The sequence below is a fragment of the Streptomyces sp. NPDC051315 genome, assembly GCF_044455165.1.
Taxonomy (GTDB): Bacteria; Actinomycetota; Actinomycetes; order Streptomycetales; family Streptomycetaceae; genus Streptomyces.
Map to the genome: position 1 here is coordinate 23,227 of NZ_JBITEN010000026.1, position 23,873 is coordinate 47,099.

At 68.2% G+C, this 23,873-nt stretch carries 20 protein-coding genes and 3 pseudogenes; 10 read left to right on the forward strand and 13 right to left on the reverse strand.

Annotated features, from left to right (window positions below; all coding sequences use genetic code 11):
• The first annotated feature begins 5 nt into the window (after window positions 1-5).
• The 3 genes from ACIBBD_RS35055 (at window position 6) to ACIBBD_RS35065 (ending at window position 3,075) form a co-directional block, all read left to right on the forward strand.
• Entirely contained in the window at window positions 6-1,010 is a 1,005-nt protein-coding gene (locus ACIBBD_RS35055) for a hypothetical protein (RefSeq protein WP_399423618.1), read from the forward strand.
• A gap of 150 nt (window positions 1,011-1,160) precedes the next feature.
• A complete protein-coding gene (locus tag ACIBBD_RS35060) occupies window positions 1,161-1,775 on the forward strand; it encodes a tetratricopeptide repeat protein (RefSeq protein WP_399423619.1) in 615 nt (204 codons plus the stop codon).
• A 25-nt stretch (window positions 1,776-1,800) separates the two neighbouring features.
• Window positions 1,801-3,075, forward strand: a complete 1,275-nt coding sequence (locus ACIBBD_RS35065; RefSeq protein ID WP_399423620.1) for a glycosyltransferase — start codon at window positions 1,801-1,803, stop codon at window positions 3,073-3,075.
• A 399-nt stretch (window positions 3,076-3,474) separates the two neighbouring features.
• On the opposite strand, the pseudogene ACIBBD_RS35070 reads toward ACIBBD_RS35065, so the two are convergent.
• The 4 genes and pseudogenes from ACIBBD_RS35070 to ACIBBD_RS35085 all read right to left on the reverse strand — a co-directional run.
• Window positions 3,475-3,909, reverse strand: a pseudogene (locus ACIBBD_RS35070) (transposase); the annotation flags it as partial.
• A gap of 4 nt (window positions 3,910-3,913) precedes the next feature.
• On the reverse strand, window positions 3,914-4,372 hold the full coding sequence (locus ACIBBD_RS35075) for a hypothetical protein (RefSeq protein ID WP_399423621.1): 459 nt from the start codon (window positions 4,370-4,372) through the stop codon (window positions 3,914-3,916).
• A gap of 311 nt (window positions 4,373-4,683) precedes the next feature.
• Window positions 4,684-5,235 carry an EF-hand domain-containing protein gene (locus tag ACIBBD_RS35080; protein WP_399423622.1) on the reverse strand — a complete coding sequence of 184 codons (552 nt, stop codon included), beginning with the start codon at window positions 5,233-5,235 and terminating at the stop codon, window positions 4,684-4,686.
• 134 nt (window positions 5,236-5,369) lie between these two features.
• Window positions 5,370-7,682, reverse strand: a complete 2,313-nt coding sequence (locus ACIBBD_RS35085) for a molybdopterin-dependent oxidoreductase (protein ID WP_399423623.1) — start codon at window positions 7,680-7,682, stop codon at window positions 5,370-5,372.
• Between the two features lie 475 nt (window positions 7,683-8,157).
• Here ACIBBD_RS35085 and ACIBBD_RS35090 point away from each other — a divergent pair, with 475 nt between their 5' ends.
• A complete protein-coding gene (locus tag ACIBBD_RS35090) occupies window positions 8,158-8,796 on the forward strand; it encodes an RICIN domain-containing protein (protein WP_399423624.1) in 639 nt (212 codons plus the stop codon).
• A gap of 256 nt (window positions 8,797-9,052) precedes the next feature.
• On the opposite strand, the gene ACIBBD_RS35095 is transcribed toward ACIBBD_RS35090, so the two are convergent.
• Together ACIBBD_RS35095 and ACIBBD_RS35100 are read right to left on the reverse strand one after the other, a co-directional pair.
• A complete protein-coding gene (locus ACIBBD_RS35095; protein WP_399423625.1) occupies window positions 9,053-9,307 on the reverse strand; it encodes a DUF6207 family protein in 255 nt (84 codons plus the stop codon).
• 973 nt (window positions 9,308-10,280) lie between these two features.
• Window positions 10,281-10,874, reverse strand: a complete 594-nt coding sequence (locus tag ACIBBD_RS35100; RefSeq protein WP_399423626.1) for an isochorismatase family protein — start codon at window positions 10,872-10,874, stop codon at window positions 10,281-10,283.
• Window positions 10,875-11,637: 763 nt separating this feature from the next.
• Here ACIBBD_RS35100 and ACIBBD_RS35105 point away from each other — a divergent pair.
• The 3 genes from ACIBBD_RS35105 to ACIBBD_RS35115 are packed head-to-tail and all read left to right on the forward strand — an operon-like array spanning window position 11,638 to window position 14,485.
• Complete coding sequence (locus ACIBBD_RS35105; protein WP_399423627.1) at window positions 11,638-12,540, forward strand: lysostaphin resistance A-like protein; 903 nt, start codon at window positions 11,638-11,640, stop codon at window positions 12,538-12,540.
• A gap of 18 nt (window positions 12,541-12,558) precedes the next feature.
• Window positions 12,559-13,788 carry a sensor histidine kinase gene (locus ACIBBD_RS35110; protein ID WP_399423628.1) on the forward strand — a complete coding sequence of 410 codons (1,230 nt, stop codon included), beginning with the start codon at window positions 12,559-12,561 and terminating at the stop codon, window positions 13,786-13,788.
• 4 nt (window positions 13,789-13,792) lie between these two features.
• The gene (locus ACIBBD_RS35115; RefSeq protein ID WP_398963723.1) at window positions 13,793-14,485 is read left to right on the forward strand and encodes a response regulator; all 693 of its coding nucleotides are present in this window, start codon (window positions 13,793-13,795) and stop codon (window positions 14,483-14,485) included.
• Between the two features lie 188 nt (window positions 14,486-14,673).
• Here the strand turns inward: ACIBBD_RS35115 and ACIBBD_RS35120 are convergent, their stop codons facing one another.
• Window positions 14,674-15,078, reverse strand: coding sequence for a TetR family transcriptional regulator C-terminal domain-containing protein (locus tag ACIBBD_RS35120; protein ID WP_399423629.1), 405 nt, complete (start codon window positions 15,076-15,078; stop codon window positions 14,674-14,676).
• 21 nt (window positions 15,079-15,099) lie between these two features.
• Window positions 15,100-15,527 (reverse strand): annotated as a pseudogene (locus ACIBBD_RS35125) (Tn3 family transposase); the annotation flags it as partial.
• Between the two features lie 82 nt (window positions 15,528-15,609).
• Between ACIBBD_RS35125 and ACIBBD_RS35130 the strand changes: the two are divergent.
• On the forward strand, window positions 15,610-15,840 hold the full coding sequence (locus ACIBBD_RS35130) for an e9imm peptide (protein WP_399423630.1): 231 nt from the start codon (window positions 15,610-15,612) through the stop codon (window positions 15,838-15,840).
• A gap of 9 nt (window positions 15,841-15,849) precedes the next feature.
• On the opposite strand, the pseudogene ACIBBD_RS35135 reads toward ACIBBD_RS35130, so the two are convergent.
• Together ACIBBD_RS35135 and ACIBBD_RS35140 are read right to left on the reverse strand one after the other, a co-directional pair.
• Window positions 15,850-16,334 (reverse strand): annotated as a pseudogene (locus tag ACIBBD_RS35135) (IS5 family transposase); the annotation flags it as partial.
• A gap of 475 nt (window positions 16,335-16,809) precedes the next feature.
• Window positions 16,810-17,025 (reverse strand): hypothetical protein, encoded by a 216-nt coding sequence (locus ACIBBD_RS35140; protein WP_399423631.1) that lies wholly within the window; start codon window positions 17,023-17,025, stop codon window positions 16,810-16,812.
• Between the two features lie 117 nt (window positions 17,026-17,142).
• Between ACIBBD_RS35140 and ACIBBD_RS35145 the strand changes: the two genes are divergently transcribed.
• The gene (locus ACIBBD_RS35145) at window positions 17,143-17,976 is read left to right on the forward strand and encodes a hypothetical protein (protein WP_399423632.1); all 834 of its coding nucleotides are present in this window, start codon (window positions 17,143-17,145) and stop codon (window positions 17,974-17,976) included.
• 8 nt (window positions 17,977-17,984) lie between these two features.
• On the opposite strand, the gene ACIBBD_RS35150 is transcribed toward ACIBBD_RS35145, so the two are convergent.
• Window positions 17,985-18,260, reverse strand: coding sequence for a hypothetical protein (locus ACIBBD_RS35150; RefSeq protein WP_399423633.1), 276 nt, complete (start codon window positions 18,258-18,260; stop codon window positions 17,985-17,987).
• An 805-nt stretch (window positions 18,261-19,065) separates the two neighbouring features.
• On the opposite strand from ACIBBD_RS35150, the gene fxsT reads away from it, so the two are divergent.
• Window positions 19,066-21,483: an FxSxx-COOH system tetratricopeptide repeat protein gene (fxsT, locus tag ACIBBD_RS35155; RefSeq protein WP_399423634.1), complete on the forward strand. Its 2,418-nt coding sequence runs from the start codon at window positions 19,066-19,068 to the stop codon at window positions 21,481-21,483.
• A 1,164-nt stretch (window positions 21,484-22,647) separates the two neighbouring features.
• Here fxsT and ACIBBD_RS35160 read toward each other — a convergent pair.
• Both ACIBBD_RS35160 and ACIBBD_RS35165 read right to left on the reverse strand, forming a co-directional pair.
• Window positions 22,648-22,857 carry a hypothetical protein gene (locus tag ACIBBD_RS35160; RefSeq protein WP_399423635.1) on the reverse strand — a complete coding sequence of 70 codons (210 nt, stop codon included), beginning with the start codon at window positions 22,855-22,857 and terminating at the stop codon, window positions 22,648-22,650.
• Between the two features lie 551 nt (window positions 22,858-23,408).
• Window positions 23,409-23,789, reverse strand: coding sequence for a hypothetical protein (locus ACIBBD_RS35165; RefSeq protein WP_399423687.1), 381 nt, complete (start codon window positions 23,787-23,789; stop codon window positions 23,409-23,411).
• Window positions 23,790-23,873 lie beyond the last annotated feature (84 nt).

Sequence of the window (23,873 nt, forward strand, 5' to 3'; positions counted from 1 at the left end):
CCGGAGTGCAGGGAAGCCAAGGCGACGCCGGCCCGCAGGGCTTCCAGGGCGGCATCGGCCCGCAGGGCAGCCAAGGCAGCCAAGGCGACACCGGAGTCCAGGGAAGTCAAGGGTTCCAGGGCGACACCGGCAGCCAAGGCACACAAGGGTTCCAGGGCGACACCGGCAGCCAAGGCCCACAAGGCAGCCAGGGAATTCAGGGCAGCCAGGGCTTCCAGGGCGGCACCGGCGCACAGGGCGCCCAGGGCGATACCGGGGCCCAAGGCACCCAAGGAGCTACCGGCACGCAAGGCACGCAGGGCAGTTCCGGCGCGCAGGGCAGTCAGGGCAATCAGGGCGGCCCCGGTGTGCAAGGGGAACAGGGCAGTCAAGGGTTCCAGGGCAGCCAGGGCTTCCAGGGCGGCGCCGGCGCACAGGGCGCCCAGGGCAATACCGGGGCCCAAGGCGCCCAAGGAGCTACCGGCACGCAAGGCAGCCAAGGCAACGTCGGCCCGCAGGGCGTGCAGGGCAATCAGGGCTTCCAGGGCGGCACCGGAGCCCAGGGCGCCCAGGGCAGCCAGGGCTTCCAGGGCGGCACCGGCGCACAGGGCGCCCAGGGCAATACCGGGGCCCAAGGCGCCCAAGGAGCTACCGGCACGCAAGGCAGCCAAGGCAGCGTCGGCCCGCAGGGCACGCAGGGGTTCCAGGGCAATACCGGGGCCCAGGGAAGTCAGGGTGGCCCCGGTGTGCAGGGCGCCCAGGGTTTCCAAGGCAACCAGGGCTTCCAAGGGGTCCAGGGCACGAGCCCTGGAGCGCAGAGCTCGGTCGTCACGGCTACCAGCTCCACGGGCAACGCCGTTGTCCTGTGCCCCGCCGGTACGTTCGCCATCGGCGGCGGCTACCAGGCCGACGGGCTAGGCCTCGCCGAGGTGATCATCAACCGTCCTATCGGGGGTTCTCCGGCTACCGGCTGGCAGGCCGGCACGGACGACGCACGCACCATCACCGTCTACGCGGTATGCGCGCCGTGAACCCCCGAGCCGTGAAGTCTCTTGCCCGGCCGGCCAGCGCACACGGCCGCACCGGGCGACGGTCCCCGGAAGCATCATCCGCGCGGCCACAGGTGCTTGCTCATGCCGCCCGACTCAGTCGCGTTACCGGATCGGCAAGGTAGATCCCCTGTGAAAAAGCGGATCCTACTGCCGACCGTACTCGCCGCGGCAGGCGTGGTCGCCAATGCGGTGACCGGTTGGGTCCCGCTGCTCATAAAAGACCCCAAAACCACTCCCTCGACGGCGTCCGGGCCCGAATCACCTGTGGCCAAGCGTGCCGCCCGGGCGGAGGCACTGCTCCAAGAGGGCATCAAGCAGAGCGAGAACAAGGATTTCTCCGGGGCGACGCGTAGCTTCCGACGAGTCCTGGACCTGAACGTGAATCCCGCCAACAAACTCGCCTGGTACAACCTCGGCGTCATCGCCCAGCACGACAACAAGACAGCCGACGCACGCACGGCTTACGACCACGCCCTCAGGATCGACCCGAATTTCGAGTCGGCCCTCTACAACAAGGCGCTTCTGATCGAGTCGAGCCACACCGACCAGGCGATCGCGATCCTGCGGCACATCGTGGGCGCCGAACCGAAAGCGGCCACGGCCCAACTGCACCTTGGACAGGCCCTGGCGAAGAAGGGCCGGGACGAAGAGGCCGAGGACGCCTTCGGTCTCGCCGTCCGCGCCGACCCATCGCTTCTACAGTTCGTCCCGGAGGAATTCCGGGATTCCGCGATGCAGCATTGACAGCCACTCAGGTAGGTACCACCGAATGACTTCTTCCCCGACCCCGAGGTTCTCCGTCTTCACCCCCAGCCACCGACCGCGCTTCCTGGACGAATGCCTCGCGACCCTGCAAGCGCAGACCTGCTCCGACTGGGAGTGGATCGTCCTCCTCAACAACGGCGCGCGATGGCGGCCGGAACGCCCTGACGACCGTGTCCGGCTGGAAGTCGCGGACGACATCCGCGGGGTGGGAGCCGCCAAGCGCCGTGCCTGCGAAGTGGCACGCGGTGAAATCCTCGTCGAGCTCGACCACGACGACCTGCTGGCGAAGGACTGCCTGGCGGAACTGGCGAAGGCCTTCGACGAGCATCCCGACGTCGTCTTCGTCTACAGCCACACCGCTCAGATCACCGAGGACGGAAGCCGGGACGACACACGGTTCAACGAAGCGCACGGCTGGCAGTACGAGGAGGTGGACGTCGATGGTCGCCGCCTCCTGCAAGCCATCTCCATGGCACCGACGCCGCACAACGTCTCGTACATCTGGTACGCCCCCAACCATGTGCGGGCGTTCCGCAGGGACGCGTACGAGCAGGTCGGCGGGTATGACGCCACGCGCACGGTGCTGGACGACCAGGACTTGATGTGCCGTCTCTTCCAGGCCGGCGACTTCCATCGCATCCCCCGATGCCTGTACATGCAACGAATGCACCCCGACAACACCCAGCGCGACACCGAAATCAACGCGCACATCCAGCGCGAGACCGTCGCCCTGTACGACAAATACATCGAGTGCAACGCGCTCGCCTGGACCAAGCGGCGCGGGCTGCTCGCGCTGGACCTGGGCGCTGCGCACCGCAAGCCGCCCGGCTACCTGGGAGTGGACCAGTACGCAAGGGACGGTGTCGACATCATTGCGACGCTGCCCGCGCCCCTGGACCTCCCGGACGACTCGGTCGGTCTGCTCAGGGCGGTGGACTTTCTGGAGCACGTGCCCGCGAAGGTTCCACTGATCAATGAGCTGTACCGCCTCCTGGCACCGGGCGGCATGCTCCTCACCCAGACACCCAGCTCCGACGGCCGGGGCGCCTACCAGGACCCGACACATGTCGCCTACTACAACGAGAACTCGTTCTGGTACTACACCGACAACCAGTACCGCGCCTTCGTGCCGGAGATCCAGGCCCGATTCCAGAACTCACGGCTGGTCACCTACTTCCCGACCGACTGGCACTCCAGGAACCAGATCTCCTATGTGCAGGCCAATCTGATCGCGGTGAAGGACGGCGCCGAACGCTGCGGCGGTCCCCTGCTGGTGTGACGCCCGGGGCGACGAAATGTGTGCAGGGAGCGCGGTCACCCATTGGACTCGTCCGCGTGACCGCTGGCGAACCGAAGGGTGACCGCTGGCTCGACTCGAGCATCTCCGCGACGCGCAAGTCTCTCTGGATGTGGGCGCTACGTCTCCTGGAGAGGAGCCCGTACGCGGACAAGACCGGAGGCCCACTCGTCAGCACGGTCAGACCGTCCGGACGGTGGTGAGGGCCGACACCAGTTGATCAGTCGCCACTGCCTGGAACGACAGGCCGCCGAGCAGAACACCACACGGAGTTGAGAATCCGGCCTCAGCCGTCCACCACAGCCCTCGCAGACCCGCTCCACAGCCCGCCCATCGTCCTCGGACACCCAGCCAGCTTATTGATTCGAAACTCAAAGGGTTCTATTCGAGGATGCAGCCGACGTGCGGACCGCCGAAGTAGCCGCGGACGATGTGTGGCTGGCGTTGGCGTCGGTGAAAGAACCGGCGGGTCTCGGCGGCGAGTTGGGCCTGGTCGCGGGCCCCGCTGTGCATCGGCAGGTTCCGTTTGAGGTCGGCGTTGACCAGCTCCTCGGGGTTCAGCTCCGGCGAGCACGACGGCAGGAAGTGCAGCTCGATCCGGTCCGGATGATCGGCCAGCCAGGCGCGGACCTTGCGGGAGCAGTGCGCGGAGTGGCCGTCCACGACGAAGTGCACCTTGTGGTCGAAGCGGCCTGCGAGCCGGTCGAGGAAGCGGCACATCACGTCGGCGTCGAAGGTCGCGGTGAACACCAGGAAGTGCATCCGGCCCTTCGTGCTGATCGCGGACATCGCGTTCACCGAGAACCGGTTGCCGAGGGGGTCAGCCGCTGGCGGGCTCGGCGCCCGCCCCGAAGGGCGGGACGTCCGTGACCGCGACGTCCAGCCGGAGCCGTGCGAAGCACACCGGGTGTCTCCACTCGCCGTGCTCCTGCGCCGTGTCCACCGTGATCTCGGCGACCAGCTGCGGTTCGACCAGCACGACGTCGAGCGGCGTGCGCGACCCCCAGGAGGTCGTGAACCGGACGCCCTCCCACGAGTGGCCGGGTCCTGCGGGCGTCAGCCGCTCGGCCGGGTCCCGCGCCGCGTCCGGCCGCAGCGGCGTACTGCGCCCGACCAGCCGGAGCGTGCCGGTCTGGTCGAGGCGGCCCAGCACGAGCGTCTGCGGCCGCCGTACGGTGCCGGTGATCGCACCCACCACGGCTTCGGTGGTATCGCGGCGGCGCACCTTGTACAGCGCGCGGACTCCCGGCAGATACCGCTGACCGCTCCCCCGGATCACGAGACCTTCGACGCCCGGCACCTGCGTCCAGGACGTCAGCCACTCCTTGGCCGTCGCCGGGTCGGTCGTCTCCGGGCAGAGCGTCCACGGGGCCGCCAGCGCCTCGCCCGCCGCATCCGCATAGTCAGCGCCCGCCTCCGGCCGCGAGCTTCGTGCCGATGGAGGAGATCGCGGACGTCATCATGTGATCAGCGCGCACGATCTTGCGCGACCGACCTCATCGACGTCACCCGCCTCGTGCTCGACACCGTCCACGTCCGGGCCAGGCCCATACGGCGGGGCGGCCTCGTGTTCGCCGACGTTTGGAACGGTCAGCCGGCGACCCTGCCGAACAGGTGGTTGGCGGGGGCGTCCGGGTCGTTGCCGTAGAAGAACTCCGCGACTGCCTGGTGGAATTCGGCGCGATCCAGTGCACCGGAGCCGTCCCGGTCCAAAGCGGCGAAGACCGCGGCGCAGTCCTCGCTGGGAACGCCGGCGACCGAGTCGAACATCTGCTGGAACTCCGCCTGGTCGATCTTGCCGTCTCCGTTGAGATCGACGAGGTCGAAGAAGCCGTTGGTTACCGGCTCGATCTGGTCCGGGTACAGGGCGGGGTCGGTCAGGACTCGCCTGAATCCTTCGGTCATCTCCCGCAGATCGACCTTTCCGTCACCGTCTTGATCCATGGGGGCGATCACGTTCGTCCAGAACCCGTCCATGCCGTCGGTGAGCAGGCGGGCGGTCGCGGAGTCCGGCGGGGTGCCGCGGGCGGCGATGTAACGCTCGCTCATCATTCGGACGTCCTGTTGGGTGATGAACCCGTCTCCGTCGACGTCGGCGCCCCTGAACCACTGGCCGTACTTGAGGTCTTGAAGTGCAGTCACGATTGCGCACCGTAGTCACGTGATCACATATTCGCAAACGGGCACGTGCCCGTCTTGGTGGTCAGGCCGGCCTGCTATGCGCTTGACGATGGCGAACACCGAGATGGGCCCGGGAGCGGCCGGAGGCTTTCGTGTCAGTGTTCGAGGTGTGGTGGCGTGAAGGCGAGCACCTCGGGAAGGGGATCGCCGTAGAGCTCGACGTCGACCAGCGCACTGAGAGCACTCGGTCCTTGGGACAGGCGCGAGCACGGCCGGTCCGCAGTGAGGACGTTCGGATTGCTGTGGCGGTCCATTGTTCCGCTCAGGCCTGGCTGGACCGGGTCCCACCACGCTCCGGTGGACAGTTGCACGACGCCCGGCATGACGTCGTCCGACAGGACGGCTCCCGCCAGACAGCTGCCCCGGTCGTTGTAGACGCGTACGATCATGCCGTTCTCGATGCCGCGCGACGCTGCGTCCAGCGGATTGATCGTCATGGGTTCGCGGCCACGGATCTTTGAGCCGAGGCTGTGGCCGCCGTTGTCGTACTGGCTGTGCAGGCGCGAGGCGGGCTGATTTGAGATCAGATGCAGCGGGAATCGGGCCGACAGATCGGCACCGAGCCACTCAACGGGTTCGTACCACGTCGGATGCCCGGCGCAGTCGTCGTAGCCGAACGAGTCGATCTCCTCGGAGAAGATCTCGATCCTGCCCGACGGTGTCGGAAGGGGGAAACGCTGCGGATCTGCACGGAGTGCCTCGAAACTGCCGGGCAACGGTCCGCTCAACGCCGGCAGCTCAGCGGTGGAGCTTCGCCAGAAGTCGTCGAAGCCCGGCAAGGCGGCATCATCGCCGAGTTCGGCTCTCGTCTGCTCGTACAGGTGCCGGACCCATTCGAGCTCGGAGCGCGACTGCGTGAACTCGCGTTCGTATCCGAGCCGGGAGGCCAGGGCGGCGAAGATGTGGTGGTCGGTGCGCGACTCGCCCTCCGGCTCGCGTACTTTCGGCATCGCAACGAGGTGGGGGTCGCAGAATCCCGCGGTGAAGTCGTCGCGCTCCAAGCTGGTGGCGACGGGAAGGACGATGTCGGCGAACTTGGCCGTGGTGTTCCACCAGGCTTCGTGAACCACCACCGTGTCAGGGGTCTGCCAGGCTCGGGTCAGCCGATGCAGGTCTTGGTGGTGGTGGAACGGGTTCCCTCCGCACCAGTAGACCAGACGGAGCTCGGGCAAGGTGAGGCGTCGGCCGTCGTAGTCGATGGTCTTGCCCGGGTGCAGCAGGGTGTCGGCGATCCGTGCGACAGGGATGAAGTCCGGGACAGGGTTGGGTACGCCGGGGATCGACGCCACGGCGGGGCGGCCCCTGGCAACACCGGTCGCGTCCATCGTCGCGTAGCCTGCGCCCCAACCGCAGCCGGGCCGGCCCATCGAGCCCGTCATGGCGGCCAGCACGACAGACATCCAGATCGGCTGTTCACCGTGGTCTGCCCGTTGCACCGCGTAGTTGACCATGATGAGGGAACGTTGCGTGGCGAGGCGGCGAGCGAGGTCGGTGATCGCGTCGCGGCTGATGCCCGTGATGGACGCTGCCCAGGCAGCGTCCTTGGGGACGCCGTCGAGTTCGCCGGTCAGGTAGCAGGCGAAGCGGTCGAAGCCGATGCAGCACCGGCGGAGGAAGTCCTCATCGTGCCAGCCGTTGACCAGCATCGTATGGGCGATGCCAAGCATCGCCGCTGTGTCGGTGTTGGGGGTGATGGGCAGCCACTCGGCGTCGAGGAAGCCCGCGGTGTCGCTGCGGATGGGGCTGACGTTCACGAACCGCACCCCGGCCTCACGGCACTGGCGCTGCAGGTTCTGCGTCTGGTGCCTGGCCAGCCCACCAGGATTGATCTGGCTGTTCTTGAGGGCCAGCCCTCCAAACGCCACCACAAGCTCACAGTTCTCGGCGATCTCGTCCCACATCGGCATCCGGGACTGGTAGCTCCACGGATGCCCGCCGATCACATGGGGGAGGATGACCTCCAAGGCCGCGGTGCTGTACGTGTTGCGGGAGTCGGTGTATCCCCCGCCTAATGCCAGGAACCGGTGGAGTTGACCCTGCGCGTTGTGGAATGCGCCCGCACTCGCCCAGCCGTAGGATCCGCCGAATACCGCGCTGTCTCCGTGCTGTGAACGCACTCGGCGGATTTCATCGCTCACCAGCGTGATCGCGTCGTCCCAGCTCACCTCCACGAAAGCGTCCGCGCCTCGGGCCGTGTCGTGGGCGCGCGGCAGGCCGTTCAGCCAACCCCTGCGCACCGCGGGGCGCAACACGCGAGCGCTGTCGTCGGCGGCTGTCACCATTCCGGGGCCGATAGGCGACGGCGCGGGGTCATCGCCCCTCGGCTCAATGCGCACCAACCGACCGGAATCGACCACCGCGATAAAACTGCCCCAGTGCGTCGCAACAGGCATACGTCGTTCCACCATGAATTGACTCCACCCCCTTGAAGCTTCCCCTGCTCCCGGACAGCGGACGCCCACGTCACAGGACTCGGTTTCAGTCGACGGCCCGCAGAAACGGAGCTTCCCCAGGGGCCTGCTGCCCAACCTTGTCGGTGCGCGCACAACAGGCTCACCACCGTCGCGGCCTGCACGGCAACGAGCTCCTGAACCAGCCCGGCGACGCCTCTCCAGGTCCAGGCCGGCCGTGTCGGCGAGCACCGGCCATGGACGCCCAGCCTCAACGAGGCCTCTACTTCTGCGGGGACCCTTTCCCGCCCCCCGTTCCTCGCCTCGTGCACAAGCGCCCGGCAGCTCGACCGACCCTGCCTCAACCAACGGGCCCGCATGAGTGGCGGGAAAGTGATCGCCCGATCGGATGGTTGAAGCGTTGAGGCGTGTCACGAGGGTGGAGCGGGACAGGTTGCGGGCATCCCATTCGTCCTCTGCGAAGGAGCACATCATGCGTGTACGCCGATCCATGACCGAGGCCGCCAGTAGGGCTGCCGCCTGCCCGAGCCGTCGGCGGTGGCGCCGTACGGCTGTCGCTGCGGCCGCGGTGTGTGCCGCGCTGGGTGGCGTGCTGGGCACTGCGACATCCGCAGCGGCCGAGGTGTCAGGCGGCACCGGAGAAGTCCGCAACGCCAGCACCGGCCGGCACATCGGAACCTACGGCAACTACGGGCAGGTGCTTGCCGCGTTCACCGACGCGAACTGGACGGGCTCGTCCGACAGGAGCTGGACCTTCACTCCACGCGAGCACGGCAGGTACTACAGCATCCAGAGCACCACCCACGGAACCTGCTGGACCCGCAGCCCGAGGCCGGCAGCCGGTGGCGACTGGGAACGATACGGCCCATGGGTCGTCACCCTGGCGCCGTGCAGCCCGAACGCCACGAACCAGCAGTTCGAGCTGCGGTCGGCGCCCGTCTGGGCGCCGCGCGGGACGGTCTCCATCCACCCCCGGGACGACATCTCCACCGTCCTGAGGCAGACCAGCACCCTCGGTGACGGTGGTACCTGGAACGCACTGAGCCTGGAGAGCCCCCAGCACACCAACGACGAGCTCTGGACGGTACCCGTCACTCCCAACGTTTGGTGATCCCCTACACCTCCCGCACGTCCTGCCACATCGAGGCAACGGCGGCTCCAGCCGTGACAGGTATGCGCCGCCCTCTCATCAGAGGCGTCAGCAGAGCGGCAGCAAGGCCCATGGCCGACCGGCGCGCGTAACCACGTCGACGTCGCCCGCGACAGCGCCGGACGCTGGCGGCACCCGGCCCGCCCCCACCTCATCCGCGCGGACGTCGACGTCCAGGAGGTGCCGCTGTTCGGCGAAGGCGACACCTTGCCTTGAGTTAGGACCGGGCCGTGGTCGGCTCCATGGTGGGGTTGGCCACGGCGGCTGCCGTGAGCTGCTGGCACAGGTCCAGGTAGCAGCGCAGCCGTACGCCGGGCTGACCGGCGTCCCGCGTCGTCTGCTCCGCTGTGGCCGTCGCCCACCGGTCGGCGAGCAGATGCTGAAAGGCGAGCGCGGTGGCGTCGTCGGCGGCCGCGACGTCGACGACGACCAGGCCCGGCTCGTTCACGTGCGTCTCGTTGATCGGGTTCATGTTTCGGCACTACGCCGTGATGTCTGGCGAGAGTTCCGGTGATCCGGTGTCTTCACCCGACCGAGTGTGTTCAGCAGCCTCAGCACTCAGGCGGCGTGGAACTCGTGGGCGTGGCAACCGCGCCACTCCACCCACTGCGGGTCGTCCAAGACGGCCTCGGGTTCGGCTACGCCGGCGCCCTCGAGGAACACGACCGACCGACCCCGACGGCGACGCCACCAAGTACCTGCACAACGCGGACGGTGAGGTCACCAAGGTCACCGGCCCCCTCGATCACTCCCGCCATCGCCAGTGCTCCAGATACCCTTCCAGATCCAACAGTGCCGCTTGCAACGCATGGCCGGCGCGGTGAGCGCTTGGCGATATCGCTGAAACTCCCGCTTCGCCGCTGCCTGTTCTCGATCGTGCACGCCCACGTACCAGGCCGCAGGGGCCTGGTACGTCAATGTTGAACAGGTTTCAGGCGAGCATGCCGCTGACGGCGCGAGAGCGAGGCCGACCGGCTTGTAGGCGATCGTCGAGGCTTTCATCACTGGGTCTCGCCGACCGCGACGCCGGTGATGCCGGTGACGTCGGTACAGGCTTCCGTAGTGCGCGGACACCGATCCCGCAGGCTCCACGCCATGCCAGAAGCGGGTGATTGCGCAAGCCTTGGCCTGCAGAGCATCACCCCTGCGCAACCACCCCAGGACACGGCTCGAACACCCGCGCCATCTGCGTCGTCATCCTGCGCCAGGGGCGACCGGCGTACACCGCCCAGAAGAGCAACCGCGATGAACGACTCCCCTGCCACCGATCACCGAACCCGACCCGTGCGCGCCGACCTGCTCCAGCTCGCCAAGCATGCAGAGACAGCACAGAGCCAAAGGGACGTCCGGGACGGCATCAGGTCCGCGAGGGCACAGCGCACGCTTCACCGCGCATCTTCCCCAACCACCGGGCGGGTGATCCCGGGCAACCGATGCCCGAAGAACTATTCCGGTGCCGGTACCTTGCCGGAAACCGCAATGCCGGCCCGGCGGAAGTCGTTCAGGGCGGCAGCTGTCGTGTCCGGAGCCACCCCGACCGAGTAGTCGAGACGTACGCGCGTGCGAAAGCCTGCCGCGACGGCGTCCAGGGCGGTCGCGCGTACACAGTGATCCGTCGCGATGCCCACCACATCGACCTTCTCGACCCCGCGGCTGCGCAGCCAGTCCGCCAGCGGGGTGCCCTCCGCGTCCGCGCCTTCGAAGCCACTCTTGGAGGCACTGTGGGCGCCCTTGAACAAGACAGCATGCACCTTGCCGTCCGTGACGACCGGCGCGAAATGGGGATGGAAATCGGCTCCCTCGTCTCCTGCCACGCAGTGGACGGGGAAGCTGTCCTGAAAGTCAGGAGTCTGAGAGAAATGGCCGCCCGGATCGATGTGATGATCCCGGGTGGCCACCACGTACCGGTACTCACGCCCCGCGCTCCGCTCGACCAGGTCCGCGATCGCCGCGGCGATCCGCGCCCCTCCCTTGACGGGAACGCTGCCCCCTTCGCAGAAGTCGTTCTGCACATCCACCACGATCAAGCCCTGGCTCATCACGACCACCTCTCAGCCCGGCGGCACACAGGGAGCGAACCACGGCGGCTGTTCCCTACCGATGCTGGGCGATCACGGCACAAGGCGCCCGGCCGACTACGCCGAACAGGTGACCTCATGCCGGGCGCCACCGCCGCCCTGCCCCGCCCAACCGGGGCGGGGCAACTGCGCCCCGTCCTCAACGGTGTCCTCTCCCTCGCCCGGCAGAGGGACTCCGCGCAGTTCACATCCGTACGACGCACGCGTCCGAAAGGGGCACCAGCGGTTCGAAAGAGGGCACCAGGCCGCGATGAGCGGGCGGAGTGAAGGACGTCCAGGGCTTTTCCCCCGGCAAGGCACGGCGCCGGGGCCTTTCGACGCCGACGGCCAGCACCTCGACCAGGATGCTGCCGAGCGTGCCTGCCCCGCGCAGCAGCGCTAAACGGGTTGTGACGACTCAGGGAACAAGGCTGCCTGCCGGTGTAGTCGTGATCGAGGCGCCGGGCTCGGACCTGCGGGCGGCAGCCGGGGCCGGTGCGGTACCCGCTGCTGTCGACGCTGTGCCACGTCCGGGAAACAGAGATCACCGACTCGCTGGTGGAGCTGTGACCTCGCCGCCGCGTCATGGTGTCCGGCTCTCGTACGGGTACCTGACCCTTTTTCGGGGCGCATCCCCCGCGAGAGCTACAGGAGCTGTCCATGTGCGGGTGATTCGCGGACGGCGCCGGATTCCTAGCGTGGTTGTCAGGTCGCAGCCTGTGCGACCGCCACAGGGGAGGCCACGATGAGTACAACGTCCACCGCACGGCACGCCGGAGGCCCCGGCCGCCCGGACACGGGCCCCGACGGTCACGACGCTCGCGACGGTCGTCTCGACCGGATCGTCCGCTCTCCGCTCGGCTGGATGCTGACGGGCCTGGTCGGCGTCGGCCTGGTCTCGGGCCTGACCGCCACGGGTCCTGGTCCGGTTCCGGTGCTGGGCGCGGTGGCCGCGGTGGCCGTGTACTGGCTGGTCATGCGCCGTGTCGCGCGACGCTCGACGCCGGAGATCGCCCGGCGGGGAGCCGGCCGGGAGGCGCTGCTGGGCGGCGCGATCGGCCTGGGCTTCGTTATGGTGTCCGCCTTACTGATTACGGCGTTCGGGGGCTACTCGTTCTCCTGGGCGGGCCATGGCTTCATGGCGGTCGTCTGGTCCGCGGTCATGGTGCAGATCGGCACCGCGGTCACCGAGGAGTTGTTGTTTCGCGGTCTCGCGCTGCAGGCTTTGGAGCAGCTGTGGGGCAGCCGGGCCGCCATCGTGATCACCGGGATGTTCTTCGGCATCGCCCATCTGGGCACTCCGGGAGCCAGTGCGTGGGGTGCGCTGGCAATCGCTTTGGAGGCGGGCGTAATGCTCGGCGCCGCGTTCCTGTGGCGGCGTAACATCTGGTTCGTCGCGGGCCTGCACTTCGCCTGGAACACCACCGAGCAGCTGCTCGGCATCCCGGTCTCCGGGCACACCTCCGAGGGCCTGTTCACCGTCGACGTGCATGGCTCCACTGTGCTGACCGGCGGTGGCTTCGGCCTGGAGGCGGCGCTGGTGCCCGTCGTCATCGGTGTGCTGCTCGCCGTCCGGATGTTCGTCCTCGCCCGCCGCGGCAGCCGTCTGCTGCCCCGTCGATCCGCACCACACACTCAGGCCGGCTGACCGGAGGAAACGGTAGTGATGTCCCCTCACGCGCCCTGGAGCCGTGCGCTGCTCCGGGCGCCGCTCGGCTGGTGGGAGGAGCGGGACGCCTTCCTCAAGGACGGCGTCCTCGCCCTGGTGCTGGCCCTGTTGGCCTTCGTGCCTACCCTGTCCAACATCGGAGCGCAGATCGGGGATCTGCCCGAGCGGCCGACGAGCGCGCTGAGCGTCGGGCTGATTCTTGCCCAGACCCTGCCGCTGGCGGCCCGCCGACGGTGGCCCGCGGGCTGTCTGGCTGTCGTCGCGGGCGCGTTCGCCGCGTACCAGGCGCTGGGCTACGCGACGACGTTCGGGAGTCTGGGACTGTATCTGGCCCTGTACTCGGCCGGAGCCCACCAGGTCCGCTTCCGCCATGGTCTGGCGGGCGTGGTGAGTGCGGGCTATGCCGTGCTGGCCCTCGTCCTGGACCGCTTCGGCTCGCCTCAGGGCATCGCGGACTATCTCGCGTACTATCTGACTCTGGCCGCGTTCTGGCTGGTGGGGAGCACCGTGCGCACACGGCGGGCGGAAGAGGCGCAGCGGCGGCGGCTGGCCGCCGAAGTGGCCACGGCCGCAGAGCGGGCACGAATCGCCAGCGAGCTGCACGACGTGGTCACCCATCATGTGACGGCCATGGTGGTCCAGGCGGACGCGGCACAGTTCCTGCTCACCTCGGCGCCGGACAAAGCCGGCGAGGGACTCTCGGCCGTCAGCGACACCGGCCGTCGGGCGCTGACAGAGCTGCGATACCTGCTCGGCGTGCTGGAGGCGACCGGCGAGTCAACGTCCGCGGACTCGGCGCGCGCGGACCGGGCACCCACCCTGGGACGGCTTGGGGACCTGGTCGAACAGGCCCGCAGGTCGGGGCAGCCGGTCGAGTTCAGCGAGCAGGGCGAGCGGCGAGCGCAATCCGTGGACGTGGAGCTGGCCGCGTACCGGGTGGTGCAAGAGGCGCTCACCAATGCGATGAAGTACGCCGCCGGGCAGACGACACGGGTCCTGGTCCGGCACGGCGAGGAGCGCATCGAGATCAAGGTGACCACTGACGGGCCCACCGCCTCCCCGGCGACCGCACCTGCCGTGCGGAAGCCGGACTTTGCGGGCGGGCGTGGACTGGCGGGGCTGCGTGCACGGGCGCGGATGGTCAATGGTGAACTGGAGGCCGGACCCCGGCCCGAAGGCGGGTTCGAGGTCCACGCCACAATTCCGTCCAAGCCCGCATCGGAGTGACCCCGTGAGCGATGCGCCGCCACCGATCCGTGTGCTCGTCTGCGACGACCAGGCACTGGTGCGCACCGGCTACGTCACCATCTTCTCCGCCCAGCCCGACATGGAGGTCGTCGGAGAGGCCGAGAACGGGCACGAGGCGGTCCAGGCCGCAGGGCGCCTGCGTCCCGACGTGGTGGTGATGGACATCCGGATGCCCCTGCTCGGCGGCATCCAGGCGACCCGGCAACTGGCCGGTCCCGACGCTGAGGCACCGCCGAAGGTGCTGGTCGTTACGACCTTCAACGTTGACGCCTACGTCTACGACGCGCTGCGTGCCGGGGCCAGCGGCTTCCTCCTCAAGGACGCGCCCCCGGCGGAGCTGGTCAACGGCATCCGGACGGTCGCCAGGGGCGAGGCCCTGCTGGCCCCCGCCGTCACCCGCCACCTCATCGGCCACTTCGCCGAACACCTGCGCCCGGCCGATACTTCCCGGCCGGCCAGGGAGGACGTGGTACGGGCGCTGACCCCGCGCGAGCTGGAGGTGCTCCGGCAGATCGCTGAGGGGCTGTCGAACGCGGAGATCGCCGCGGAGCTCTTCATCACCCCCGAGACGGTCAAGACCTACGTGTCGAGGATCCTGGCCAAACTCGGCCTGCGCGACCGAGTCCAGGCCGTCGTCCTCGCCTACCGGGTCGGTCTGGTGTCCTCCACCGGCTGAACCCACGCGCTCGTCGACCTGGACACCGAGGTGGGTACGACGCACGCCGACTGGTCGGGCTCTTGTGGCCGGACTACGCGCGGCCGAGCTGACCGGAGCCTCGTGCGGTCTTCGCATAAACGGTCATTTGTGAGAGGCGCCGTTGCCAGGCTCGCACGACGGTCGGGCGACGGCTCCCGGTGCCAGGGTCACCGGGCTGCGGGCCAGGCACGCATGGCGACGGCAATGGATCGAAGGAGTTCGTCGCGGGTGGCGCCCCCAGCGGCCTGGACGGCGATGCCGTTGCTGGTGACGATCACGTAGCGCGCCAGGTCGGCGACATCCGTGTCGGCCGGCAGGTCGCCGTCGTCGACTCCTTGCCGCAGGCGCTGAGCGATGGCGTCGAGGATGGCGGCTCTGCAGGCGGCGAGTGCCCGGCGGACGGGCTCGCTGGCGTCTCCGACGGCAAGTGCGCCCTGGACGAGCAGGCAGCCGTGGGGGGCCGGTGCACAGTACTGCGGTCGACCGCTGGAACGCCTCGACGGCGCCGCGCGCCGTCTGCTCCTCGGCGAACTTCGAGGCCGCGGAGTGGAAGCTCTGCGCGTACAGGTCAAGGGCCTTCAAGAGGAGGTCTTCTGCTTCCACGCCGCGTCCAGCGCCGTCACCAGCGCGGCCAGGTGCTCCTCGACGGGCATGCCCAGGTTCAGGCCGGCCAGGACGTCCTCGCACACGGCGTCCCACTCATTGCCGTCCAGCAGCCGGGCCCGCGGGTCGGACCAGCAGTGCGAACACATCCCGGCGCTGAAGGGCGCGGTGCAGCTGCTCCAGCACGCACACCACGTACGGGCCCGGTTCACCGACCCCGCCGGCAGCGCCGGGTTGGCGTACACCGCCTTGCGCCAACGCGGACGGCACGAGCTTGTCGTCCACCTCGCGCGGCAGCAGCGGCTTGTCCTTCACCCGCCGCCGCGCCAGCGCCGGCAGCCGCCGCACCCCGGCCAGCACCCTCGCCCCGACCGGGTGCCGCCCCCAGAGCGCTCGTCTCGCCCAGCAGGGCCAGGAACGCCGCGTGTCGGCAGGCTGGACTTGTTAGGAGCTGTCCGGGCGATCACTTGTCCCGTTAGGGTGACCGGCGGAGGGACCTGATGAGTGCTGCGGAGATGAGTCGCGCGGATGCTGTCGCGCTCGTGCAGCGGATCATGCAAGCGGACTACGCCTCAGACGACGAGGCGGACAGTTGGCTGGACACGCTCGACAGAGCCCTGGCATGCCCGTCCGGTTATGTCAGCGACTTGATCTTCTGGCCGCCGGAGCGGGAGCTTTCGGCTGATGAGGTAGTCGATCAGGCCCTGAGGTATCGGCCAATCGCTTTGTGAGGTCGGGACTCAGCTCCGAAGCCAGATGAGCAGAGCTGCGGTGGTTGCGGTGCCGAGAAAGACGTAGCCGCGCTTGTCATAGCGAGTGGCCACGGCCCGGGACTGCTTCAGCCGGTTGATCGCTCGTTCGACGGTGTTGCGCTTCTTGTACCGCTCTCCGTCAAAGCCGGGGGGCGTCCGCCGCGTGAGCCTTTGCGCATGCGGGCGGCCTGGCTGTCGGACTTCTCCGGGATCGTGTGCCGGATGCCCCGGCGCCGCAGGTACTCGCGGCACGGACCGTTGCTGTATCCCTTGTCGGCCGCGAGGCTATCGGGCTTCGAGCGCGGCCGGCCCGGACCGACCCGCGGAACGCGGATCTTTCCCAGCACCGCCTGGAACTGGGTGCAGTCCGCCCGCTGCCCGCCGGTGACGACCAAGGACAGCGGGCGGCAACGGCCGTCCGCGCTCTGGTGGAGCTTGCTGGTGAACCCACCCCGCGAGCGGCCCAGGCCCTCACCTCCTGCACCACCTCCACCAGCCGGGCGAGCAGGCTCTGCCACGATGTTTCGCCCTGGTGTTCTACTGCTTCGTCCCCCTTCTTCTGAGGGTGGAAGCGGGCGGGGGTCGTCACCTACATCCGCGACCAGCTCCGACGCCGGATCCGTACCGGCAAGGGGACTCCTACCTCGGACACGAGGTAGGAGTCCGGGGCAGACCCGAATGTTCTGGCTCAGATTCGCGGTTCGCTCGCCCCTTCGCAGGGAGGGTGCAAGGGCCGTCGGACAGGCCGGTGGCACGGGGAGGTGAGCGGACGCCAGAGAAGAGCGTTTGGGGCGATCAGGCGGAGAGCAGGGCGGACACAGCAGGGGGCCGGGAGGGGGAAGACCAGCAGACCGACGCCATCGGAGAAGGGCTGGCTGCTGTCGCTTACGCCTTGCTCGATGTGGCCCACGGAATTCGTGAGCACACCGAAGCCGGCCGGTAAGTAACTCAGGCGGGAGGCTCTTCCTCGGCCCGGCCGCCAGCTCCAAGGGCCCGCCGCGGGGCGGGGGACGTCGCTGTGGCGGATCCGAGTACACCTCGGGCGCGCAGTTCGGCGACGTCCGGGAGCTGGATGCCGGGTAGGTCGTCGATCAGGTCGGCCTGGGCGGCGCGGATGGTGTGCGCGGCTTGGGGGCCGGAGCCAAGGGTGCGGCGGGCTGTCACGCGGTCATCGTACGGGGACGGTTGCAAAGTCACGGGCGGCTTCGGTGCCTGGGCTGAGGACCGTCCTTCTGCTTCATGCCGGTTATGCACCACTGTCCGTCCTGCCAGCGCAGGTCCATGGTCATGATCAGCCATCCAGTCTCCGCCGGTATCTCGGTGGAGGCGGTCGTCCAAGACCCGACCGGCTCGCCCTGGCCCACCGGCCACCGCTTCGCCGACCGCACCCGTGCCAAGCACGCGGCCATCCACGAACTGCTGGCCGCCGGGCTCAGCCGGAGGGCGATCGGCCGCCATCTCCACCTGACATCCCGCACCGTGAAGCTCTTCGCCGACGCAGCGACACCGGAAGACCTTTTCCACGGACAGTGGCAGGGGCGGCCGTCCAAGCTCGATGCGTTCAAGCCCTACCTGGATGACCGCTGGAATCAGGGCTGCACGAACGCCTGGACCGTATGGGAGGAAATTGTGCCGCTCGGCTATCAGGGCAGTTACCAGCGCGTTCGCGCCTACTTCCGGGAGAAGCGGCTCTCTCTCCCGGCCCCGTCACCGCTCGGCCGCCGTCACCCCGCGTCGTCGCCGGCTGGATCCTCCGCCGCCCCGAGTCCCTGGCAGAGACCGACCGCCTTCGGCTCAAGGCTGTCCTGGTCCACTGCCCCGAACTCGACGCCCTCACCGGTCACATCCGGTCCATCGGCCAGATGCTCACCGAGCGCCAGGGCGAACGGCTGCCGCAGTGGCTCGACGCCGTCCGGCAAGACGACCTCCCCAGCCTGCACACCCTTGCCGCTGGCATCGACCGTGACCGCGATGCCGTCATCGCCGGCCTCACCCTGCCAATGGAACTCCGGCGTCGTCGAAGGACACGTCAACCGGATCAAGATGCTGAAGCGCCGGATGTTCGGCCGGGTTGGCTTTAATCTCCTGCGCAAGCGCGTCCTGCTCTACTCGTGAGCCCCAGGTCAGACCGCGTCATCAAGGAGCCCGAAGCCTTCCGGAAACCCTTCCAGGAACGCCCGCCGTGCCGGGTCGGACTCGACTTCAGCCATCCTCCCCAGGAGATCGACGAACTCGCTCCGCTGACCACTCGACAGCCTGCTGACCAGGTGGCCGACGCCTTCCAGGACCTTGACCGCGTCGTCCGGATCCATCTGCTCGTCGTCACAGCCCTCGATGAACCACAGGACATCGACCAAAGCCTCGGCCAGGGCGTGGGTCAGGGACGAGTACACGGGCATCAAGGCGGACTCCCAGCAGGTCGCGGCAGCAAGGTCCGGCCATCCCACCACACACCACTGACATCACACTCGGTCAGCCCTTCACGGAAAGTGAGCCAGAACCCGAGAGATGACGTCACCCGACCAACGGCAGCGTTGAAGCCAGCTCAGCTCCGGTCGGAGTTCGCGAAGGCGCCGACGTGCTGCAGCTGAGCAGCCACTGAAAACTGATGGGCTGACGGATCTCTCCGGCGACATACTGAGGGCGGCTGTCCCGTCGCCGAAGGAGATGCGTCCATGGAGGTGCCAGAGTTCACCGTGCTGGTGACCGAGCCCGGGACCGGAGGACAGAGAGCTCTGCGGGCAGTCGGAGCGGTGACCGGACTGAGCCTGTGGCGGAGCAAGCTTCTTCTGGGCAGCACTCCTGCGGCGGTTCTGGAGAAGGCCCCGCTCGACACGGCTGTTGTCGCGGCCCGTCGACTGCAGGAGGCTGGCGTGCCTGCAGCCGTTCGCTGCACCTGGTGCGACTGCGTTCGCGTGAAAGTACCCAGCCCGGTACGCGGCTACGTACCCAGCAAGTTCGATACCGCCCGGCACCGGGGCTACCTGATTGCCGGCTCTTTCGAAACGGGTGTGCTTGGTCGTGAGAGAGGGGCGCCTCACCAGCTTGACCCCCAGTCTTTCAACCTCCTGCGCAGGTGGTCTCGGTTTAGGGCATGCTGATGACGGTGGACCGGGGGTGGCGACGATGCGGCGTAGGCAGGGTGCGTGGGCTGGGTCGGCCGTGACGGGGACTGCTGCAGTCGTGGCGGCGGGGCTGGGGCTGGTGACCAACTACGCCAGTGCCGCCGTGCCAGGATGGGCGGCTCACGCGTGGGTGATCTGGCCGCTGTTCGCCGTGCTGGTGGTGGCCAGCATCGGGCTGATGTTGTGGACCCGACGGCTGGATGTTGCAGCAAGACCGCCAGCGCGGCTGGGACCGGTGGGCCGACCGGCGAGGGGCCAGCAGGATTCCTTGCGCCCCCCACATGTGGAGCGCGTGCGCGGACGCGAAACCGAGCTGGCCGAGTTGGCAGGCATGCTGCGGCGGCCACGAGGACGGTTCGCGGTGTTGTGCGCGGCTGGCGGAATGGGCAAAACAACGGTAGCCGCGCAGTTCGCCTCGCAGGCCGACGCGGCGGGCTGGCGAGTGTTTTGGGTGCGCTGGCGCGATTCCGCCGACCTGGCGCAGCAGATGGTGCAGACGGCACTGGCTTGTGGGCTGCCCGAGGCAGAGTTGGAGTCCGCGCGGGCCGGGCGGGCGAGTCTGCCCGATGTAGTGTGGCGGCAGCTGGGCCGGGCCCGGCGGTGGCTGCTGGTGTTGGACAACGCCGACGAGCCGCAAGAGATTGGCCCGGCAGGGGAACCGTTGGCCGATTACCGCGGTTGGATCCGCCCACACGGCCGAGGCCTGCTGGTGATGACTAGCCGAGATTGCAGCCCGCAGACATGGGGGCCGCGTGCCCGGCTACTGCCCTTGAAGCCGCTGCCCGCACAGCCTGCAGGCCAGATCCTGGTCGACGCTGCTCCCGCAGCTGGCACAGCCGAGCAGGCTCGGGACCTGGCCATGCGGCTGGGCGGGCTTCCGCTGGCGCTGCACGCGGCCGGTACTTACCTGGCCGGGCCTACCAGCCGCTACCGCACCTTCACCACCTACCGCCAGGCCCTGGAGCGTGAACTACCCCTCCTGCTGGGAGCCGAACACCCGGACGCCTCTCATCCGCGAGTCGCCCGCACTGTGGTGCGGCACACCTGGGAGGTGTCCCTGGACCAGCTCGCCCGGGAAGGCAACGCTTTGGCCCGCCCCGTGTTGCGACTACTAGCCGTACTGGCCGAAGCTCCCGTCCCGCTGTCCCTCATCACCCCGGACCTGCTGTCTGCCGTCACGGGAGACGACGTCACCGTCCCAGCGTTGGAGGCTGCGTTTGCAGGTCTGCACCGGTATGGCCTGCTTGACCTTCCTTACCCTCCCGGCAACGCCGGGCAGGCATCGGGCATCAGCGACCCGGCGCAGGTGGTGCTGCACCCTTTGATCCGAGAGATCAATGCCGTCGCTCTAGCGGCCGAGGCATCCCATCTCGCCACGTGGCACCGAGCCCTTGCCGAGCGGTTGACCGCGGCCGTGCACGAGGTAGACGAGCAGGGGCGCGCCGGTTGGCCTGCCGCCGTACTCCTCGCCCCTCACCTGCCAATGCTGCTCGACCTCCCGGACCCTTGCTTCTCCACACATCACCGCACCGCTCTCGGCACGCTCGCGCAAGTACTGGAGCACGCTGGCGCCTTCAGTGCAGCCCGTCTGCTCCACGAACGCCTCCTCGACTTCGAGAGCCGCACCCTGGGCCCCCAGCACCCCGACACCTTGACCAGCCGCAACCACCTGGCCAACGCCTTGTTCGGAATGGGCGAGCCAGTTGAGGCGATACTGCTGCTCCGGCAGACCCTGGAGGACCGTAGCCGTGTCCTGGGCCCCGCGCACCCTGACACTCTGATCAGCCGTCATGACCTCGCCTGTGCCCTAGACGGGACGGGGCAGCATGCAGAAGCGGTGTCTTTGCTGCGGCACACCCTCGCCGACCGTGCCCGTGTGCTGGGAGTCATGCATCCGCACACCCTGGCCAGCCGTGACAGCCTCGGTCTCGCCCTGGACGGGATGGGCGAACATGCGGAGGCGGTTCGCCTGCACCGGCAGACCGTTGACGACCGCATCCGTGTGCTGGGCCCCGGACATGCCCTCACCTTGCTCAGCCGCCACAACCTCGCCAGCGCACTGGCCAGGATGGGCGAGCATGCGGAAGCGGAACGGCTACTGCAAGAGGTTCTTAATGACCACGCCCGTGTGCTGGGAGTCTTGCATCCGCACACCCTGGCCAGCCGTGACAGCCTCGCTCTCACCCTGGACGGGATGGGCGAACATGCGGAGGCGGTCCGCCTGCACCGGCAGACCGTTGACGACCGCATCCGTGTGCTGGGCCTCAACCACCCCGATACCCTGACCAGCCGCCACAACCTCGCCAGCGCACTAGCCAGGATGGGCGAGCAAGAAGAGGCGGTACGCCTGCTGCGACAGACCCTCGCTGACCGCGTCCGTGTGCTGGGCCCTGAGCACCCGCACACCGTGCGCACCCGCGACGACCTGGAGGCAGCTTCGGCTGCCTGGCGTGCTGCACGACGGCAACAGACCTGGTTGCGCCCCTCGCGACGCTAGGAGCCGCCCCCACAGGCACCGCACGAAGGCACGGGCGGGCCCAACGCGACCAACCCCCGACGATTCGAATGATGGGTACATAGCGTTGTACGCACCTGCGCACATTCGGGCGTACGCCGACACAAGCGCTCCAAGGACGCCGTTCCCCAGCGCTGAACTGGTCCAGGAATGAGGAACAGAGCCATTACGACCAAGACCAACCACGGAGTGACCGCGAAGAGGAGACCGTTAAGCACCTTGGCAGTCTCACGCATCCCACCGCCAACAACCCTTGGAATGACGCACGGGAAGACGGTCACGCATGAGTACCAACACTCATGAAATCCAGACACGACCGTGGGGGAAAATCAGCCCCCTAGTACTCCTCCTGTCAGACCTGTGAGTGTTTACGCCGAGCAGATCGGTTGGCGAGCAGAAGACACACCCACACCAGGACATGGCAGGAAGACAAGGCGATGCTCGCTGCGCTGGAGCCTTCGATCACCCACCAGGCCAGGAGTCCGATGGCTATACAGAGCATCGGCCAGTAGAGCCAGGCCCTCCACGGTGCGCCTGGCATGGTCCATGACGGCGGGGTGCGTGTGCTTGAACGCTGCTGCATCGAGTCTCCTTTCCCGGGGTCCCGTCCGCTCGTGCGGGCTTCTGTCCGTGAAAGGGATCCGGTCCGGGTGCCGAAAGGTGACAGAGGGCAGGGGACAGGAAGCGGGCCAGCGGCCAAGGACAGTGCCGGTGATGGGTAGTCAGGCAGGCGGGCGGCCGGTGATGGCCGGCAAAGTCCTTGTCCTGATCCGGCGGTAGGTCCTGAAGCCGTACGCGGTCAGCCCTGCCCAGATGACGGTACTGGCCAGAGGCCACCACACCTCCCGCCCTTGCTCGCCCTGGAGGAGACTGCTGACCCAGTTCACCGCCCAACTGACCGCAAGGACGAGCGCCACCCACCTGGCCCACCGCCAGATTCGCATGGTCCCCCGGGCACGGGCTTCTTGCGCCTTTTGATTGTCTTGTCGGGATCGTGTGCCATTCATGCCTCTCCGACTACCCCCTCCCGGCCCTTGTCCTCCTCGACCTCCAGCAGAGGGGGCGGAAATAGGACGGGGACGCGAAGGACGAGGGGCATCGTCATTGCGGTGCGCCCAGGTGTGATGGATGCGTCAGGTGTGCGCGTCAGCGCTCTGAGCGCATGTCACGGTCTTCGAACGCGCGCCGGACCGCGGCGCCCTCGTCCTCGACCAGCCCCGAGGCTTCCGGCAGTTCCAGTGCGGCAGCGCAGTGCCCGCACAGCATGGCCCCGTCTGCGGCCGGGTCGGCGGGCCGGCTACCGCAGGCCTTGCACATCGCTTGACCCTGGCCGTGGCGTTGGGTCTGCTCTTCCATCGCTGCGTTCCTTCCCACTGTGCGGTATGGGGTTTCGGGTCGTTCGGCACCGGGTTCCCTGGAAGTGGTGAGGTCTATCGTCGAAATAGTGTGCCTGGAGGTTAGTAGGACATGGAGTCTGGGAGCGGAAAGCAGTGGTGCTGGGGTGTGATGGCTCTTTCCGACTCACGTTGTCTCGTCTTTGTTCGGACGCCAGCGGTCTGATCACAGGGCCCTGTAAGTAGTCGAGTTCACGTCGTCTACGTGCGGATTCTCCGTCTCCTCCTGCGTGAGGTCTTCCGTCCCGCCCGCAGGAGAAGGCAGAGTGGAATGGCAGCAAGGAGATCTGCCCTCACCGGCGAGAAGCCTTGGACACTGCACTCCGCGCACCCGATCACATAGTCCGCTGCCGCCCTCCTGTTCACGTGTGCGGGTGCACGCGCTTGTCCGAGCTCGAAGTAGTAAGCACCGTTGAGGGAACCGTGGCAGAAACCCGCAGCAGCGCCCTGTTGTCGCTCGAGGTGCGGCCGGCGGGGCGGGGTGGGCCACCTGCTTTCGAGCAGCGGGGCTGTTCAGGGTCGGGGGCGACCCGTGCGTTCCAAGGCCTTGCGGGCGGCGAGGCGGCCCGCGATGTTGAACGCCGGTTCGTGAGAGCCGAACGTGTCGGCGCGGGCACGCCTCAGCACCACCCGGGTCGCGATCGTGACTCCGTACTCGGGCGAGCTCAGCTGCTCCTCGATCCCCGCGGCGGCGGCCGCAAGAAAGCGCGGGATGTCTTCGGCGGGTTCGTACTCCACCGTCAGGTCCTGGGCTGTCTCGAAGGCGAAGCCCTCGACTGCGGGCTCGAAATCCACCTCTATCTCTGCGAAGTGTGGTGCGCAGTTCAGCTTCTGGTGCAGGACGTGCACGCCGCGGATGGGGTACGGCGGAAATCGGGGCGGCGCTGGCGTCATGCCGGAACGGTACCCCCTGCCCGGCGCCGCGCCTGTAGGGCGGCGGGGGGCAGAGCTGGACGAGGAGTCCGGCCGAATTAGGTA